The sequence below is a fragment of the Pectobacterium versatile genome (assembly GCF_003932035.1).
Classification (GTDB): Bacteria; Pseudomonadota; Gammaproteobacteria; order Enterobacterales; family Enterobacteriaceae; genus Pectobacterium; species Pectobacterium versatile.
Map to the genome: position 1 here is coordinate 2794912 of NZ_CP034276.1, position 16929 is coordinate 2811840.

The 16929-nt window shown below is 55.1% G+C and carries 8 protein-coding genes; 4 read left to right on the top strand and 4 right to left on the bottom strand.

Translation table 11 applies throughout. The features are described 5' to 3' along the window. Positions 1-36 precede the first annotated feature (36 nt). The 4 genes from tyrR to EIP93_RS12650 all read right to left on the bottom strand — a co-directional run bounded on the left by tyrR (position 37) and on the right by EIP93_RS12650 (position 5883). Positions 37-1605 carry a transcriptional regulator TyrR gene (gene tyrR, locus EIP93_RS12635; protein ID WP_119158718.1) on the bottom strand — a complete coding sequence of 523 codons (1569 nt, stop codon included), beginning with the start codon at positions 1603-1605 and terminating at the stop codon, positions 37-39. Positions 1606-1741: 136 nt separating this feature from the next. Beyond that, positions 1742-3286, bottom strand: coding sequence for a M20/M25/M40 family metallo-hydrolase (locus EIP93_RS12640; RefSeq protein ID WP_125232793.1), 1545 nt, complete (start codon positions 3284-3286; stop codon positions 1742-1744). A 159-nt stretch (positions 3287-3445) separates the two neighbouring features. Continuing rightward, positions 3446-4489: a YcjF family protein gene (locus tag EIP93_RS12645; RefSeq protein ID WP_010276789.1), complete on the bottom strand. Its 1044-nt coding sequence runs from the start codon at positions 4487-4489 to the stop codon at positions 3446-3448. Continuing rightward, entirely contained in the window at positions 4486-5883 is a 1398-nt protein-coding gene (locus EIP93_RS12650) for a YcjX family GTP-binding protein (protein WP_125232794.1), read from the bottom strand. Before EIP93_RS12650 ends, EIP93_RS12645 begins: the two co-directional genes overlap by 4 nt. Positions 5884-6258: 375 nt before the next feature. Here EIP93_RS12650 and EIP93_RS12655 point away from each other — a divergent pair, with 375 nt between their 5' ends. The 4 genes from EIP93_RS12655 to EIP93_RS12670 are packed head-to-tail and all read left to right on the top strand — an operon-like array spanning position 6259 to position 16886. Beyond that, entirely contained in the window at positions 6259-8001 is a 1743-nt protein-coding gene (locus tag EIP93_RS12655; RefSeq protein WP_125232795.1) for a ShlB/FhaC/HecB family hemolysin secretion/activation protein, read from the top strand. Positions 8002-8012: 11 nt separating this feature from the next. Then, entirely contained in the window at positions 8013-8528 is a 516-nt protein-coding gene (locus tag EIP93_RS12660; protein WP_010295854.1) for a toxin-activating lysine-acyltransferase, read from the top strand. A 27-nt stretch (positions 8529-8555) separates the two neighbouring features. After that, positions 8556-16391, top strand: a complete 7836-nt coding sequence (locus EIP93_RS12665; RefSeq protein ID WP_125232796.1) for a hemagglutinin repeat-containing protein — start codon at positions 8556-8558, stop codon at positions 16389-16391. A 12-nt stretch (positions 16392-16403) separates the two neighbouring features. Continuing rightward, positions 16404-16886: a hypothetical protein gene (locus tag EIP93_RS12670; protein ID WP_039505800.1), complete on the top strand. Its 483-nt coding sequence runs from the start codon at positions 16404-16406 to the stop codon at positions 16884-16886. Positions 16887-16929: the final 43 nt, after the last annotated feature.

Consider the following 16929-nt stretch of genomic DNA (forward strand, 5'->3'; position numbering starts at 1 on the left):
TTAACCAAGCCGCTGCGCATATACCAAGCGCCGCGATTACTCCTCGTCATCCCCCGCGGGTTTGCGTTGGCTGAGTCCATATTCCCGGAGCTTGTTGGCTATCGCCGTGTGCGATACTCCTAAGCGTTTCGCCAGTTTGCGTGTGCTTGGATAAGATTGATAAAGGCGGGTCAGCACGGAGCGCTCGAAGCGTTTGTTGATGTCGTCCAGCGAGCCATCAAGCAGGGTTTCATCTTGCGGCACATCAATCGAAAACGCTGGGAGATCGATATCCTGCATATGCAGTTCGTTACCTTCCAACTGCGTCAGTGCCCGATAAATAGTGTTTCTCAACTGCCGAACGTTACCCGGCCAGCCGTACTGCGGCAGGAAATGTTCCACATCTGCGGCCAATTTGGGACGTGAAATCCCCTGTTCGTCGGCAAAACGCGCCACGAAAAGCTCGACCAGCGGCATAATATCCGCCGGACGCTCGCGCAGCGGCGGTAACATCAGCGAGAGCACATTGAGACGATAATAAAGATCCTCCCGGAACTCACCGCGCTGCACCAGCTCCAATAAATTTTTCTTGGTCGCGCAAATCACCCGCACGTCAACATGGACTTCGTGATCTTCACCGACGCGGCGGAATGTTCCGTCATTCAGAAAACGCAGCAATTTGGTCTGCATCTGTGCCGACATTTCACCAACTTCATCCAGCAGAACCGACCCACCGTTCGCCTGTTCGAAGAAGCCTTTCTTGCCTTCCTGCGCATTGAGATACGCGCCGGGCGCATGGCCGAACAGCTCGCTCTCCATCACATCATCGGGTAACGCCGCGCAGTTCAGTGCCAGAAAAGGATTCTTGCCGCGTGGTCCGCGCAAGTGGCAGGCACGCGCCAGCATATCTTTGCCCGTCCCCGTGTCGCCCACGATCAGCAGCGGGGCATCCAGCATTGCTAATTTGCGAGCCTGCTCAACCACCTGACGCATTTTCGGGCTAACGGCAACGATGTGATCGAATTCATTTTCATCGTTCACGGCGAGATTCTGCAACTGTCGGCCCATGCGAGCAGCCGATTTCAGCATCACCAATGCGCCCGCCGTTGCCACTTTACCGGCATCATCTTCCAGACGGACTGGCGTCATTTCCAGCAAGAAATCCTGACCACGAAGCACCACACGCTCCGCCACGACGGCGCTACTCTTCTCCAGCCAACTGGCGAAATTGAAGCCGGGGATCATGCTGCCAATCGTCAGTTCGCTGATGGTCTCTGCCGACTGTTCAAACAGCGCCAGCGCGGCGGGGTTAAACAGCTCCAACTTTCCTTTCATATCCAGCGAGAATACGGGTTCAGGCATCGATTCCAGCAGTGCATTCAACGCCCGATGTTCGCGCTCTGACGGCATAAAGGCCACGGTACGCACATCGCTAACGCTTTCAATACGGCGGATTTCCGTCATCAGCAGACGGAAATCATCAAAATCGAGGGTGGCAAAATTGAGGTATATACGACCAATAGACGCAATTTCAATGCCGCGTAAATCAATATTGCGTGACGCAAGTAGATCTAACAGTTCACGGACCATACCAATGCGGTCTTCACAAATCACTTCCAGATGCATCAACGGCTACCTTCTTCAAGAGACACGACATGGCTATTGCTACTGATAATACCCTTTCGTTTGCACCGGATGAAGTAAGGTGGCAGCAAAAGTTGACACATCTGTACGTTTTTTCCACGTCAACAACGAAACGGGGCTAAGACAGCGGCGTCGTTGCCATCGCCACAATGGTTCGAATGCCTTCCAGATAGTTACCGAGGCGTAAATTCTCATCAAAACTATGCTGATTATTATCGGCATTCACCAGAGGAACGATGACGTAAGGCACTTTCAATACGCTGACCGCGCCGCTCATCGGCAGCGTCCCGCCCATCATACGGTTCTTCTCCGGTGCGATGCCGCGCGGTGCGGTTGTCGTCGCGACGGCCCAGTGACCCAACGGGGAGTCGATCTCCGTTCTCGCCGCATAGGCACTGCTCGGATAGGCCGTCAGGCTCAGGGAAATCAGGTGCGGATACTGTTCGCGTTCGGCCTGTGTTGGTGCCTCACCAGCAATGATATGAAAGCCTTTGCTGGCGATATACTGGCGTAACAACGCATACATATCATCCGGCGGCGTTTCCGGCACGGTGCGAATATTCACGCTGGCCGTTGCGGTTGACGGAATGGCGTTCGACGCTTTTTTGCCCGTATCGCCCGCTTTAATACCGAGAATATCCAGCGAAGGATATTGCACCGCTTCTGCCGCATTGCTGGCGACATTATCTAGCCGCGCAACACCAAAGCGTTTCTCCAACGCGCCAGCGGGAGGTGCGGTCTCCGCCACCTGTTTTTTATCGCTATCGCTAAGTGTGACTCGGTCATAGTAACCGGGGATGGTGACCTTACCATCCGCATCTTTCATGCTGGCCAACAGCGTAGCCAAGTTTTGCACCGGATTGGGAATGACATTGCCATAGCCGCCACTGTGCGCCGCCGCGTTCGCACCGAAAACGGTCATATCGATCTGGATTGAGCCACGATTGCCAAAGTTAATGCCAGGGCGGTTGTTAGACGGCATCGCACCATCATAAATCACCATACCGTCGCTTTTCAGCAGCGCCAGATGGTCGGCCATGACCGTCGTCAGCCCGGGCGAACCTTTTTCCTCTTCAGAATCCAGCAGCACTTTGATGTTGACCGCAGGTTCAACGCCCTTATCTTTCATCGCGTCCATGGCGGCGAGAAACATAACAATCGGCCCTTTATCATCAGCCGAGGCACGGGCAAAGAGGCGCCATTCTGGATTGATATCCCCTGCCAGAAGACGTGATTCAGGCAGCGTTTGCCATTTGCCCGCCGCGTCTTTTTCTTTCAGCACGGGCTGCCACGGCGGCGTTTGCCATTCGGTCGGATTTACAGGCTGGCCGTCAAAATGCATGTAGAACAAAATGGTTTTACGATCGGCTTTTGGCGTACCCAACTCAGCATAAACCAGCGGTTTATCACCATTCGTCAGCTGCTGCGTGGTGAAGCCACGCTTCTGAAAAGCCTTTTCCAGCCAGTCGGCATTACGCTGGATATCCGCAGGCACGGCAGCATCATTTGGCAGCGTGAGTAATTCGAGATATTCAGGGAAGCTGTTTTGCGCGTAACGTTCCGCATCGGTGGGTGCCAGTACCAGCTGTGCGCTGGCAGGTAAGCAGAGAATGGCTGCCGACAGCGACATCGCCGCCAGCGTCAATTTTTTACCGGGAATCATAAAAACGTCCTGTTATACAGAAATGAGGAGTGTTAATCCTACACACGATTCTGTAACAACGGTACTGCTAGCCAGAGTAGCATACGGCTTGTACTGCCTTTCCCCGTTAAGCAACGATAACACGACGATGGCACACTATCTGCACCATCGTCTTCACCCCTAACGTCCTTTTTGCAGTGTTTCTTTTACCTGCCCAATCAGTTCGCGGCGGAAATCACCGAGGCGCGGTTTGTCATCGAGCCACGGTAACGGGCGACATAATTCCATCGCTTTGATACCCAAGCGCGCGGTCAGCAGGCCTGCGCCAATACCCTGTGCAGCACGGGTTGATAGCCGCGCTGCAAGATCCTGCGACATCCAGTCCATGCCAATTTCCCGCACCAGCTCCGATGCGCCAGCAAACGCGATATTAACCAGCACCAAGCGGAACAGGCGAATGCGGCTGAAATAGCCGAGTTCGATGCCGTACAGCGCGGCAATACGATTAATCAGGCGCAGGTTGCGCCAGGCAATAAAGGCCATATCCACCAGCGCCAGCGGACTGACGGCAATCATTAAGGTAGATTCTGCCGCCGAGCGACTGATTTCACGCCGCGCCTGCGTGTCCAGTACGGGCTGAACCAGACGTGCATAAAGCTCCAGCACTTCGCGGTCATTGTGAGTTTCGTGGAGTGAAGCCTGCCAACGCTGTATCGCCGGATGGCCGCTATCCAGCCCCGCCTGTCGCGCCAGCTTTTCACAGAATTCACGCCCGCGCCCCACGCCGTGGCTATGTAACAGATCGCGGGCCACATCACGCTCTTCCGCACGTTCTCTCAAGCGATAGAGGCGTCGCCACTCAACAGCCAGCGAACCGACGCCCGCCGCCACAATCAGGCTGCCTGCGGTAATGCCGCCCAGCGCAATCCAATCCTGCTGTACCCAGGCGTTATGCAGCGACTGCACGCCCTGCGCCAGCGCGCTGACGCCAAACAGCCCGATCCCCGCCATCACCATACGCCGCCACAGGCTACGCTTCGGCCTCAGCGCCGCGCTGATCGCCTCTTCTGCTGCGCCTTCTTCTGGTACTTCTTCTTCGCGGCTGATAGGAGAAAACGGCGTGCCGCTCTGCTCGTCAAATGCCAACCCGGCACGCAACTGCGGCTGTGGCTCTTGCGGTGAGACGTCATCGAACGTGACGCGGGGTTTCAGTGGCTCGTTCATCGCAATTTATCCTTTAACAGAAAGTCCATGACCGTATCCAACCGGATATGCGGCAACGGCGTGTCTACCGTCATTTCTCGCGGACGAAATTGATCGAAATGGAAGCCCTGCGTTTGCCAGAATGCGGCACCCGGTAAACGCGCGGGCACCTCACCGGGGTAGACCGTCAATGGCTGACCGTCGCTGAGTCGATGTCCTTTCAGCGCCGGAATTTTCTGGCCCTGATGATCGACTACCCCGCTCTGCGTTGACTGGATCGACGCAATGCCTTCACAGCGCATATCGATGCCTTCAAACGCGGCGTTCTGCCACGCCTCTTGCACCAGTTGCTGAAGCAACGACACCAGATTGGCGTGCTGATCAGCGGTAATGTGATCCGCTTTACTCGCCGCAAACATCAGCTTGTCGATGCAAGGCGAGAACAAACGCCGGAACAGCGTACGCTTCCCGTAATGAAAACTTTGCATCAGTTGGGTCAGCGCCAGCCGCATATCGTTAAACGCATGAATGCCGCTATTGAGCGGTTGCAGGCAATCGACCAGAACAATCTGCCGGTCGAAGCGCACAAAGTGATCCTTATAAAATCCTTTGACGACCGACTGACAGTAATAATCAAAACGCTTACGCAGCATGCCGATGTTGGTTTTCTCATCCGCCTGCGCCAGCTTGGCTTCACCGATATTATTCACCTGCGGCCAAGGGAAGAATTGCAGCACCGGCGCGCCCGCCAGATCGCCCGGCAGCACAAATCGACCCGGCTGAATAAAGTGCAGCCCTTCCTGTTTGCAACGGTGCAGATAGTCGGTGTAGGCCTGTGCCACCTCGGCAAGCAGGTTTTCATCGGCCGGGGCCAACGGATCGATTTTCTCGCACAGCGCCAGCCAGGGTTTCGCCCATTCAATGCGTCCCCCTTGCAGCAAGCCGCTCATCTGCTGTGACCAACCCAAATAGGTTTGCTCCAGCAGCGGCAGATCCAGCAACCACTCGCCGGGGTAATCGACAATTTCCAGATAGAGCGTCGACGTGTCTTTAAAGTGACGCAGCAGCGAATCCTTGGAGCGATAGCGCAGCGCCAGACGAATCTCACTCACGCCACGCGTCGGCGTCGGCCAAGCCGGCGGCGAGCCATACAGCGCCGCCATGCCTTCATCATAGGCAAAACGTGGCACGCCCAGATCGCGCTGGGGCACGCGTTTCACACCCAGCAAGCGCTCTTCGCGCACGGGGGAAAACATCGGCAGATGTGCACCACTGTGCGTATTCAATAATTGATTGACGAACGCGGTGATAAACGCGGTTTTGCCACTGCGGCTCAACCCAGTGACGGCAATCCGCAGGTGGCGATCCACGCCGCGATTGACCAGAGAGTTAATTTCGTTCTGTAGTCGACTCATCGAATGAACCATCACTCCTTTGGTTGAGAGATATACTGTTGAGGACTCTATGTCGTTGAAAAATTTATGTCGTTGAAAACTGTATGTCGTTGAAAAACATATCTCATTGAGAAATATATCGTATCAATATAATAAAATCAGACAAACACCTCACTCACGCCGACATAAATTCAACCGCGCTCACCTATCTCATACCGTATTTTTACCGCCAAAATGTAAAGAAACGATAATTTTAAGACAACTCTTAGCAAGCAATAGGACAACTCTTAGCAAACAAATTGTTAACGTATATAACCTGAAATTGTACCAAGTAACCAATTGTTTCTGGAAACGAATGGTGTCCCAATAACAATTAATAATTCAGGTTAATTAATTATGCTACGGAATGCGTCGTTCACTGACGGGTATCAACCTGCGCGTCTCAGCCAGCTTGCGCTATTTATTTTATTGACCACCTCAGCAAGCAGCTGGGCGGCAGATAATAATCTGACGCCTCTTGCCGCACCGGACCGGGTGGATGAACAGCTAAATATCAACCAGCAGGATCGCCAGCGTGCGATGCAGCAGCAATTAGCACCACAAACTCCCGATGTGCGTTTGCAGGCTCCCTCTTCATTCTTTACTAAGCTGCAATTTCCTCAGGAACAACAGTGTTTTAAGCTGTATCACATTATCCTGACCGGCAAAGAAGATTTCCCCTCCTGGCTACGTATCCCGCTGCAACAGCTGGCCGATCAGGGTAAAGGTCAGTGCCTGGGCGCACAGGGTGTCAACCTGCTGATGAGCGCACTGCAAAACCGTCTGATCGACCATGGCTACGTCACCGCGCGCGTGATGGCACCACCGCAAAACCTGAAAACCGGCACCCTGCATATCACCCTGATTCCAGGCAAAACGCGCCAGATCACATTGACCAAAGAGAGAGATCGCTACGTGAGCCTCTGGAGCGCCCTGCCAGCGCGTGAAGGCGAACTGCTGGATCTGCGTGATATCGAGCAGGGGCTGGAAAACCTGCAGCGCGTGCCAACCGTACAGGCAGAAATGGCGATTGTTCCAGGCGAACAGCCAGGCGAAAGCGACATTAACGTGACCTGGAAACAGGAAAAAATGTGGCGTCTCGGCGCGACGCTCGATGACTCCGGCACAGAAACCACCGGTCGTTATCAAGGCGGCCTGACACTGTATATCGATAATCCCTTCGCGCTCAGCGATCTGTTCTACATTTCCGGCAACCATGACCTGGAATCCGGCAGCGAAAAAGGCAGCAAGAACTACATGCTGCACTACTCTGTGCCGTTCGGTTACTGGATGGCGGGCGTCACCGCCAGCGGCTACGACTACAACCAGAATGTGGCGGGCGCGTATGAAGATTACAACTACAGCGGCAACAGCAAAAACCTTAACTTCCAGCTGAGCCGGGTGCTGTACCGCAGCGGCAGTCAGAAAACCTCGATGAGCTATGAAATTTTGACGCGCGAATCACAGAACTTTGTCAACGATACCGAAGTGGATGTGCAGCGGCGTAAAACCAGCGCCTGGCGTCTGGGCCTGCAGCACCGCCACTACTTTGGTGCCACCACGCTTGATGCCGCAGTGAGCTACCAGCGCGGCACTCGCTGGTTCGGCGCTATTCCGGCGCAGGAAGAGTATTTCGATGAAGGCACCGCGCTGGCGAAAATTATCCAGCTCAATGCCCAATTGGATATGCCGTTTACAATAGGAAATCAGACCTTCCGCTACAACGTGCAGTATCTGCGCCAGATCAACCACACCAAACTAACGCCTCAAGATCAACTGTCGATTGGTAACCGTTGGACCGTGCGCGGCTTCGACGGTGAACGCACTCTGACGGCCGACCGCGGCTGGTTCGTGCGCAACGATCTGGCCTGGCGCACGCCGCTGCCTAATCAGGAACTGTATCTCGGCGCTGACTACGGCGAAGTTGACGGCACGCGTGATTACCTCGCCGGAAAACATCTGGCGGGCGGCATCCTTGGCCTGCGCGGCAACGCCTTTAACACCGGCTACGACCTGTTTGTCGGTGTGCCGTTCTCCAAACCGGAAGGTTTCCACACCAGCCCAGTCACCCTCGGTTTCAACCTCAGCTGGCAGTACTAAGGAGGCGCGTGATGAAGATTCCTGTTAATGGCTATCAGTTAACCGCCCCGCTGCTCGGCGGTCAGTTCAGCGAAGCGGAAGCGCTTGGCGCGGCGGTCTGGCTGTGGATGCATTCGGAACAGCACCGCGATATTCCGCTCAGTGTGCTGCCGACGTTGCTGTTGCCCGCCATCAAACATCAGCAGTTTGTTATCGCCAGCCGCGATGATAAGCCCATGTTTTTCCTTAGCTGGGCGTGGATGGATGAAGAAGCGGAACAGCGCTACCTCACCGGCCCCGGCATTCTGGTGCAGCCGCAGGACTGGACCAGCGGCAACCGCCTGTGGTTCCGCGACTGGGTCGCGCCATTCGGCGACCAGCAGGCGTTTCGCCGCATCGTCGGCGGCACGCTGTTTCCCCACTTATGTGGCCGTGCGCTGTACCACAAAGGGGCGGAACGCGGACAACGGGTACTGCAGTTCCGTGGCGATGATGTCACACAACAACAATTCAGACTCTGGCAGCAGAACACGCCGCTGGTTGCTTAACATCACTTTTAGCAGGGATAACTTTTCGTGAATAAGAACCTCTATCGCATCATTTTCAACAAGGCTCGCGGCCTGTTAATGGTGGTTTCCGAAATCAACCGTGGCCAGGGTAAAAACGGCGCAAACGGCGTCGGCCATACGCTGAGCCAGCTGATTGGCCGCATGAAGCCTACCGCCTTCCTGACCATGACCGCACTCGGTCTGGTCACGCTCGCGCCACAGGCGCTGGCAGCAGGGATTGTTGCCGACAAGAGCGCCCCAGGCGGCCAGCAGCCGAATGTCATGCAGAGCGCCAACGGCACGCCGCAGGTCAATATCCAGACGCCGAGCGCGGGTGGTGTTTCGCACAACAAGTACACCCAGTTTGACGTCGATAACAAAGGTGCCATCCTCAATAACTCGCATAAGCAAGTACAAACCCAGATGGGCGGCTGGGTGGCGGGTAACCCATGGCTGGCGAAAGGCGAAGCCAAAATCATTCTTAACGAGGTCAACTCGCGCGACCCAAGCAAGCTGAATGGCTACGTCGAAGTCGCAGGCCGTAAGGCGCAGGTGGTCATTGCCAACCCGGCGGGCATCAGTTGCGACGGCTGTGGCTTCATTAACGCCAACCGCGCCACCCTGACCACCGGCACGCCGCAAATCACCAACGGTGAACTGCGCGGTTACCGCGTGGGCAATGGCGAGATCGTGGTTGAAGGCGCTGGCATGGACAGCAGCCAGCAAGACTACACCGATCTGATTGCCCGCACCGTGAAAGTTAATGCCGGTATCTGGGCGAAAGATGTGACCGTCACCACCGGTAAAAACGAAGTGGCCGCCGATAACAATAAGGTTGTCGATAACAATAAGCTTGTCGATAACGACAGCGCCACCGCCAGCAGTGCAACGGAGAGCGACAGCAGTGACGTCAAGCCGACACTGGCGATCGACGTAGCCCAACTGGGCGGGATGTATGCCGGTAAAATCCGTCTGGTGGCGACCGAGCAAGGGGTCGGCGTCAGCAACAAAGGTACGCTCGGCACGCAGGCGGGCGATATCACCATTAACGCTAATGGTGATATCGTCAACAGCGGCACAGTCAATGCCGGACAGGATCTGCTGCTGGGCGGTAAAAAAGTCGATAACAGCGGCACGCTGTTTGCCCAGCGCGACCACAGCACCACCGCCAGCGATGAGGTGACCAACAGCGGCCTGATCGCCGCCAAAGGCAACACCAGCGTGCGCGGTGCCACCATCCGCAACAGCAAAGGCGCGGCCATTGCCGCCGGGATGAAAACCGATGGCACGCTGGCCGACAGCGGCAATCTGACACTCGCCAGCGACGGTAAGCTGACCAGCCAGGGTCAGGCGCTGGCCGGTGGCGATCTGAACGCCAGCGCTAACCAGATTGATCTCAGCGGCAGCGATACCGCCGCGCATCACGCCACACTGACCAGCAGCAGCGATATCATCACCGACGACGCGCAGTTGCTGGCAAGTGGCGATTTGAAACTCTCCGCTGCCGGTAAACTCAGCAACGATCGCGGCGTGATTAACGCCAATGCGCTTCAGGTCAGTACGCCAGTTATCAGCAACCGTGGCGGCCAGTTACTGCAAAGCGGCGACCGCGATCTGCAACTCAGCAGCGACAGTATTAATAACCAGAGTGGCCGCATCGCGGCCAATGCCAAAAAATTCAGCGTGCAGAGCGCCAGCCTGAATAACCAGAGCGGCACCATCATGGCGGCCGGTTCCGGCTCGCTGGATGTTGCGGCCAGCAGTGAACTGAATAACCAGAACGGTACGCTTGCCGCCGCCAGCGATCTGGCCATCGCCACGCCGGTGCTGCACAACAATCTGGGGCAGATCTCCGCCAATAAACAGCTGACGCTCGATCAGCAAAGCACCAGCGCCCTCTCCCGCGCCGCAGCCACCAGCAGCGATCTGCGTATCAGCAATGAAGGGGGTCGTCTGGTGGCAGGTCAGCAGTTGATCTTCCGCGGTCGCGAGATTAATGGCAGCGGTGAAATTCTGTCGCTTGGTGATATGGATCTCAGCTTCGCGGACGGCTTCAGTAACAACAATAAAACGCTAGCAAATGGCGATCTGACTCTGAATGTAAACAATAGTCTGATCAATACCGCGCTGCTTGGCGCAGGCGGTAAGCTGAATGTGCAGGCCAGCAACATCGACAACCAAGTCACAGGCGAACTGAGCGCGCAGCAGACCACGCTGAACGCCAGCGATACGCTGAGCAACCGTGGCCTGATCGACGGCGTGCTGACCCGCATCAATGCCAGCACCGTCAACAATATCGGTACTGGTCGTATTTATGGTGACAGCTTGGCGATCAACGCCGCGACACTGAATAACCTGGCGGAAAATAACAGCAGCGCCACCATTGCGGCGCGTCAGCGTCTCAATCTGGGCGTCGGCACGCTGAATAACCATACTCACTCCCTGATCTACAGTGGTGGCGATCTGGCCATCGGTGGCAACCTCGATGAAAACGGTGTGGCCAGCGGCAAAGCGGGCAGCCTTAACAACCACAGTGCCACAATAGAGTCTGTCGGCAATATGGCGCTCAGCTTCACCGCACTGAACAATATCAACGACAATTTTGTCACCCGCTTCGTACAGCTGTCACAGAAGCAGAAAAATGAGTATATGGTGGTCGACCTGAATAATGGCGTTCACTATAGCCCTGACGACTACAACATCAGTTTCTACAAAAATGAAGTGCGTCATATCTGTATTGAAGGTGTGGTGTGTGGTCGTGACCACTATTATCAGTACAGCTACACCGAAACGGTGCGCGAAGAACAGATCGCACAGAGCGATCCAGCAAAAATTATCGCTGGCGGTCAGATTTCGCTCTCCGGCGATAAGCTGCTGAACGACAAGAGCCAGATTATTGCGGGCGGCACTCTGCTGACGGCGGTGAAGGAACTGGTGAACACCGAAGTCACCGGTCAGAAACTGACGGAAAAAGTCGGACAGATGATCGAATGGGATCGTATCCACCGTAAAGGCAGTGACGACCAGAAAGCCAGAGCGTCTGCCTATACCCCGCCAACGGAAATTCAGTCCATCAGCCTCAGCCCGAGCGTGATGAAGGAGAATACTCAGGCGACCAGCAGCGCGCCATCGCTGGCGGATTATGCCGCACAGCGCGTGGAAATGGCCGGACAGAACACCGATGTGATTCGTTCCATGACGCCGGACGCTTCCCTGCCAACCGGCAGCCTGTTCACTACCCTGCCGGACGCCACCAGCAGCTATCTGATCGAAACCGATCCACGTTTCACCAACCAGAGAACCTGGCTGAGTTCCGACTATATGCTGAGACAGTTGCAAGCCGATCCGTCGATTACGCAAAAACGTCTCGGCGATGGCTTCTACGAGCAGCGTCTGGTGCGTGAGCAGATTGTTGAGTTGGTCGGTCAGCGTTATCTGGCCGATTACACCAGCGATGAAGATCAATACAAAGGCCTGATGGAAGCGGGCGTCAGCTTCGCGAAAAAATTCAGCCTGGTGCCGGGCGTGGCGCTCACCGCCGAGCAGATGAAACAGATCACTCAGGATATGGTGTGGCTGGTGGCGCAGGATGTGAAGATGCCGGACGGCACCACCCAGAATGTGCTGGTACCGCAGGTGTATGCGCAGGTGCAGCAAGGCGATATGGACGGCAGCGGTGCGCTGCTGGCGGGTAAAAATATCAGCATTGGCGTCAGCGGCGGCATGCTGAACAGCGGTCGCATCAGCGCCACCCAACTGGTCAGCGTTTCCGGCGACGATATCGTCAATGTGGGCGGCATCATCGCTGGTAAATCCGTGTCGCTGCAGGCGACCAACGACATCACCAATACCGGTGGCACGATACGTGCGACCGATACCCTGCTGGCGCAGGCCGGACGTGATATCACCGTCGCCAGCGAGACCAACCACGCTGAAAGCCAGAACGGCAGCAACCGCTTCAGCCGTGACAATATCGATCGCGTGGCGGGCATGTATGTGCAGGGTGACGACGGTAAACTGCTGCTACAGGCAGGCCGTGATGTCAATCTGCAGGCCGCGCAGGTGGTCAGTTCCGGTGAAAACAGCCAGACGCAGATCGCCGCTACCCGCGATATCAACATGACCACCATTACCATCGGCAGCAGCGACAAGGTGGTATGGGATAAAGATAACCACGTCACGCAGAGGCTGACTCAGGTTCAGGGCAGTGACGTCACCAGCGACGGCAATATCACGCTGAATGCCGGCAATAATATTAACGCTCAGGCGGCGAAACTGAATGCCGATCGGCAGCTTGCGCTGACGGCCACCAATGATATCAACCTCGGCAGCGCCAGCAGTCAGGAATATCTGGATATGAACTCCAAGGTGAAAGGTTCCGGCTTCCTGTCGAAACGCACCACTACCACCCGCGCTGGCTACGATGCCACGCTGGCGAACGGCAGCAGCCTCGGCGGGGAAAATATCTCCGTCACAGCGGGTAACAATCTGAATATCACCGGCAGCGATGTGGCGGCGGATCGGGATCTGGTATTGCGTGCCGGGAATGACCTCAATGTCACGGCGGCTGAAGAGAGCCGCGACAGCTGGTCGATGAAGAAAACCACCAAGTCAGGCCTAATGAGCAGCGGCGGCATTGGCTTCTTTGTCGGCTCGATCAAAGAGAGTTCGACCTCCGATACCGCGGCGCTGACCCACAATAACAGCACGCTGGGCAGCGTCGATGGCGATACCAGCCTGGTGGCGGGCAATAATATTGCCGTGCAGGGTTCTGACGTGATCGCTGGTAACGACATCAATATGGTGGCGAACAATATCACCATTGATGCCGCGAATAACCAGAGCACCACCGACACCACTTACGAGCGCAAACAGACGGGTCTGACGTTGGCGCTGTCCGGCGCGATTGGCAGCGCGATCAATACCGCTTACACCAGCGCGAAAGCCGCCGATGAGCAGCAGGATGGCCGTATGGCATCGCTGCAGAAGCTGAAATCCGGTCTGGCAGGCGTACAGGCCGCTCAGGCGACGGTACTGGCGGCGCAGAACACCACCGACCAGAACGCCATTGGTGTCAGCCTGTCGCTGAGTACCTCGAAGTCGAAGAGCGAGAGCCACAGCGAAGCGGTCAACGCCTCCGGCAGCACCGTGCAGGCGGGCAACAATATCAACCTGGTGGCGACCGGTTCAGAGAATGGCACCGATGGCGATCTGACCATCGGCGGCAGCCAACTGAAAGCGGGCAACGATGTGCTGCTGTCGGCAAACCGCGATATCAACCTGCTGTCAGCACAGAATACCCAGTTGCAGACCGGCAAGAACAGCAGCAGCGGCGGCGGCGTGGGCATCAGCATAGGTGCGGGCCAGGGTGGCGCGGGGATCAGCGTGTTTGCCAACGCCAGTAAAGGTTCCGGTAACGAGAATGGCGATGGCCTGACCCATACTGAAACCACCGTCGACGCCGGTAATAAGCTGACGGTCAACAGCGGGCGTGACACCACCCTGCGCGGCGCACAGCTGAGTGCCGATCAGGTAGTCGCCAATGTCGGCCGTAATCTGACGTTGCAGAGTGAGCAGGACGTTAACAACTACGACTCGAAGCAGAAGAACAGCTCAGCAGGCGCCAGCTTTACCTTTGGCAGCATGACAGGCAGCGTCAGCGCCAACGTGGCGAAGGACAAAATCCACAGCACCTATAACAGTGTGCAGGAACAAACCGGCATCTTCGCGGGTGACGGCGGCTTCGATATCAACGTCGGTAACCATACGCAGTTGGACGGCGCCGTGATTGGCAGCACCGCCAGCGAAGATAAAAACCGTCTCAGTACTGGCACGCTGGGCTTCAGCAATATCGACAACAGTGCAGAGTTTGAAGTATCGCACAGCAGCGTTGGTATCAGCACTGGCGGGCTGGGCGCGCAGGATCTGCTGAAAAATGCCGTACAGAATCTGGCGGCTAATGGTCTGGGAGCGGGTGGCAGCGATGGGAATGCCTCCGGCACCACCTATGCCGCCGTTTCGCCGGGATCGCTGATTATCCGAGATCAGGCGAACCAGCAGCAGGATGTCAGCGAACTAAGCCGCGATGTCGAGCACGCCAACCAGAGCATCAGCCCGATCTTCGATAAGGCAAAGGAGCAGCAGCGCCTAAGCCAGCTTCGTTTGATTGGTGACGTTGTGAATCAGGGCGTGGATATCACCCTCAGCCAGGGCCAGATTATGGCGAACAACGCGGGAATGAAAGCGGCTGGTGAGTGGGATGAGACCAAGGAGACGCGTCAGGAGTACTGGGCTCGTGTACAAAATACCGCCGCGTATAAGGACATCAACGATCAATATAAAACGGGTGGTGAGCTTAATAAAGGCATTCGTGCCGCAGCGGCAGCCATCACTGCACTAGCGGGTGGTGATCCACTGAAAGCACTGGCACAGGGTGCTGCACCTTATCTGTCCAGCACAGTGCGCGATTTGACTCTGCAGAATAGCGACAATCCAACTGCCGCGCAGATCGCGGCAAATGCCATCGGTCACGCTATCGTTGGCGGCGTAGTGGCTGAGCTTTCCGGTTCCAACGCCACTTCAGGGGCAGTGGGTGCAGCAGGCGGTGAGCTGGCCGCACGAGCGATCGTCAACTATCTCTATCCAAACAGAACGGTTGAGTCACTGACTGATGATGAACGGGCGAAAATCAGTAATCTGGCGTCTCTGGCTGCCACCATGGCGGCAGGCCTGGCGAGCGATTCTTCGGCAGGCGCGGTGGCAGGACATGACGCGGGTAAAAATGCCGTTGATTATAACCTGCTATCAAATAAGTACGGCGTTGAGAAACTGAGTAAAGAAGGCCGCGCGCTGTATGAAAAACTAAAAGCCGCCGGCATCGGGGGCATGGATGAACTACAGGAACGCTTTACCGCCTGTGGTTCTAATGGTAAATGCCAGACCGAGATCCGCAATGAGTACCGTAAACGGGAAAAAGAAGCGGGTGAAAAGCTGGTCGCGATGTATCAATCTGGGGCAATAACGGCTGATGAGTTCGGCTATCTCGTAACCGATTATGCCAGAACGATGATGCGTGGTGCGCAACAGGGCCAGCTAAATTCTGATTACTCTGGATTCATCGGTGACATCTATACACAGACAGGCATTGACTGGACACCGATGGGCGTCGCTGGCAATCCTTATGTCGCCGCCATTAAGGGCAGTGAACAACTTACCGAATGGAAAGCACAGGGACTGAGCGATGAGAAAATCCGTGAGCTGGCGCGGAAAAACGATATCATTACCTCAGCGATGACGCCTGTTGATATCAATGGGATCCTCAGCTTATACGATAATGGTGCATCGGCGCAGGAAGTTGTAAAATTTGCTGCTGGCATGGCGTTCAATAAAGTCATACAAAAAACGCAGTCAGGCAACAAAGGGACGTCGGGTACCATTGGTACTCCTGTGACGACAGCTAAAAATCCGCTAAGTCCCGTTCAGCAACGTGATGTTCATGGCAATGAAATTGTTTATCGGACGATGTCACCTGAGCAATTCAGGCAGTTTGAAAGAACAGGTGTGATGCCAGCGACCACTGAAACATCAGTTTCTCCAGTGCTATCATACTCTTCTAAGTACGATGGTATAACAGTGAAAATCACTGTTAAGTCAGGCACTTTCTCCGAACTGGAAAAAATTGGTATTGCCGCAAACAGTGCTGCAGCTAAAGAATTGCCCAATATGTCCACCCAAACGGGTAAATGGATGGAAACCAATACTCGCTTCAAGGTTGAAGGAGGACAGATGACGACACAACTTGGACAAGGCAAAGGAATGGAGATTTTTAATAAAAACATCGTCCATTTTGAACAGGTTAAATAACAGGAAAGCATTATGCTGTTAAATCTTGAAAACTCGAAACACCCTATGAAAATTGTCTATCTTCTTTCAGAAGAACTCAGAGGGGACCCTGATCAAGTGGCTTTAACGCAGGCTCTGACTCTCGATCCATCAAGACCAGCCATGGGCCTGAAGGGAGCCAATGGTCTTTTTGGCTCATCCGAGTGGTGGAGTAGCATTGAACAGGGAAAAATGCGTTTACTGCACAGATCTGGCACGATCACAAGAACCTATGTGGCAGGGCAAGATCCCTCTCCGGTAGATAATTGTTTCAGTTTGCTGCTGGATGATGGTTCTGTCATTGAAGAAAGCATTTATAGCCATATCGATGATGAAGATAAAAAGCTATTCCGCCCGGGAGCCAGGGTGGATATCGTTTATGCACTTGATGAACTTAAGAGAACATCAGCCAATGGCGATAAATGCTATTCTGATATAGTGCTGGAAATAGCGATTTCTTTACAACCAATTAAATGATAACGAAATACGCTAATTAAAATAATGACGCCTTTATAATATC

Coding starts and splice junctions, on each gene's coding strand:
- tyrR (WP_119158718.1), bottom strand. CDS start 1,605: ATGCATCTGGAAGTGATTTGTGAAGACCGCATTGGTATGGTCCGTGAA.
- EIP93_RS12640 (WP_125232793.1), bottom strand. CDS start 3,286: ATGATTCCCGGTAAAAAATTGACGCTGGCGGCGATGTCGCTGTCGGCA.
- EIP93_RS12645 (WP_010276789.1), bottom strand. CDS start 4,489: ATGAACGAGCCACTGAAACCCCGCGTCACGTTCGATGACGTCTCACCG.
- EIP93_RS12650 (WP_125232794.1), bottom strand. CDS start 5,883: ATGAGTCGACTACAGAACGAAATTAACTCTCTGGTCAATCGCGGCGTG.
- EIP93_RS12655 (WP_125232795.1), top strand. CDS start 6,259: ATGCTACGGAATGCGTCGTTCACTGACGGGTATCAACCTGCGCGTCTC.
- EIP93_RS12660 (WP_010295854.1), top strand. CDS start 8,013: ATGAAGATTCCTGTTAATGGCTATCAGTTAACCGCCCCGCTGCTCGGC.
- EIP93_RS12670 (WP_039505800.1), top strand. CDS start 16,404: ATGCTGTTAAATCTTGAAAACTCGAAACACCCTATGAAAATTGTCTAT.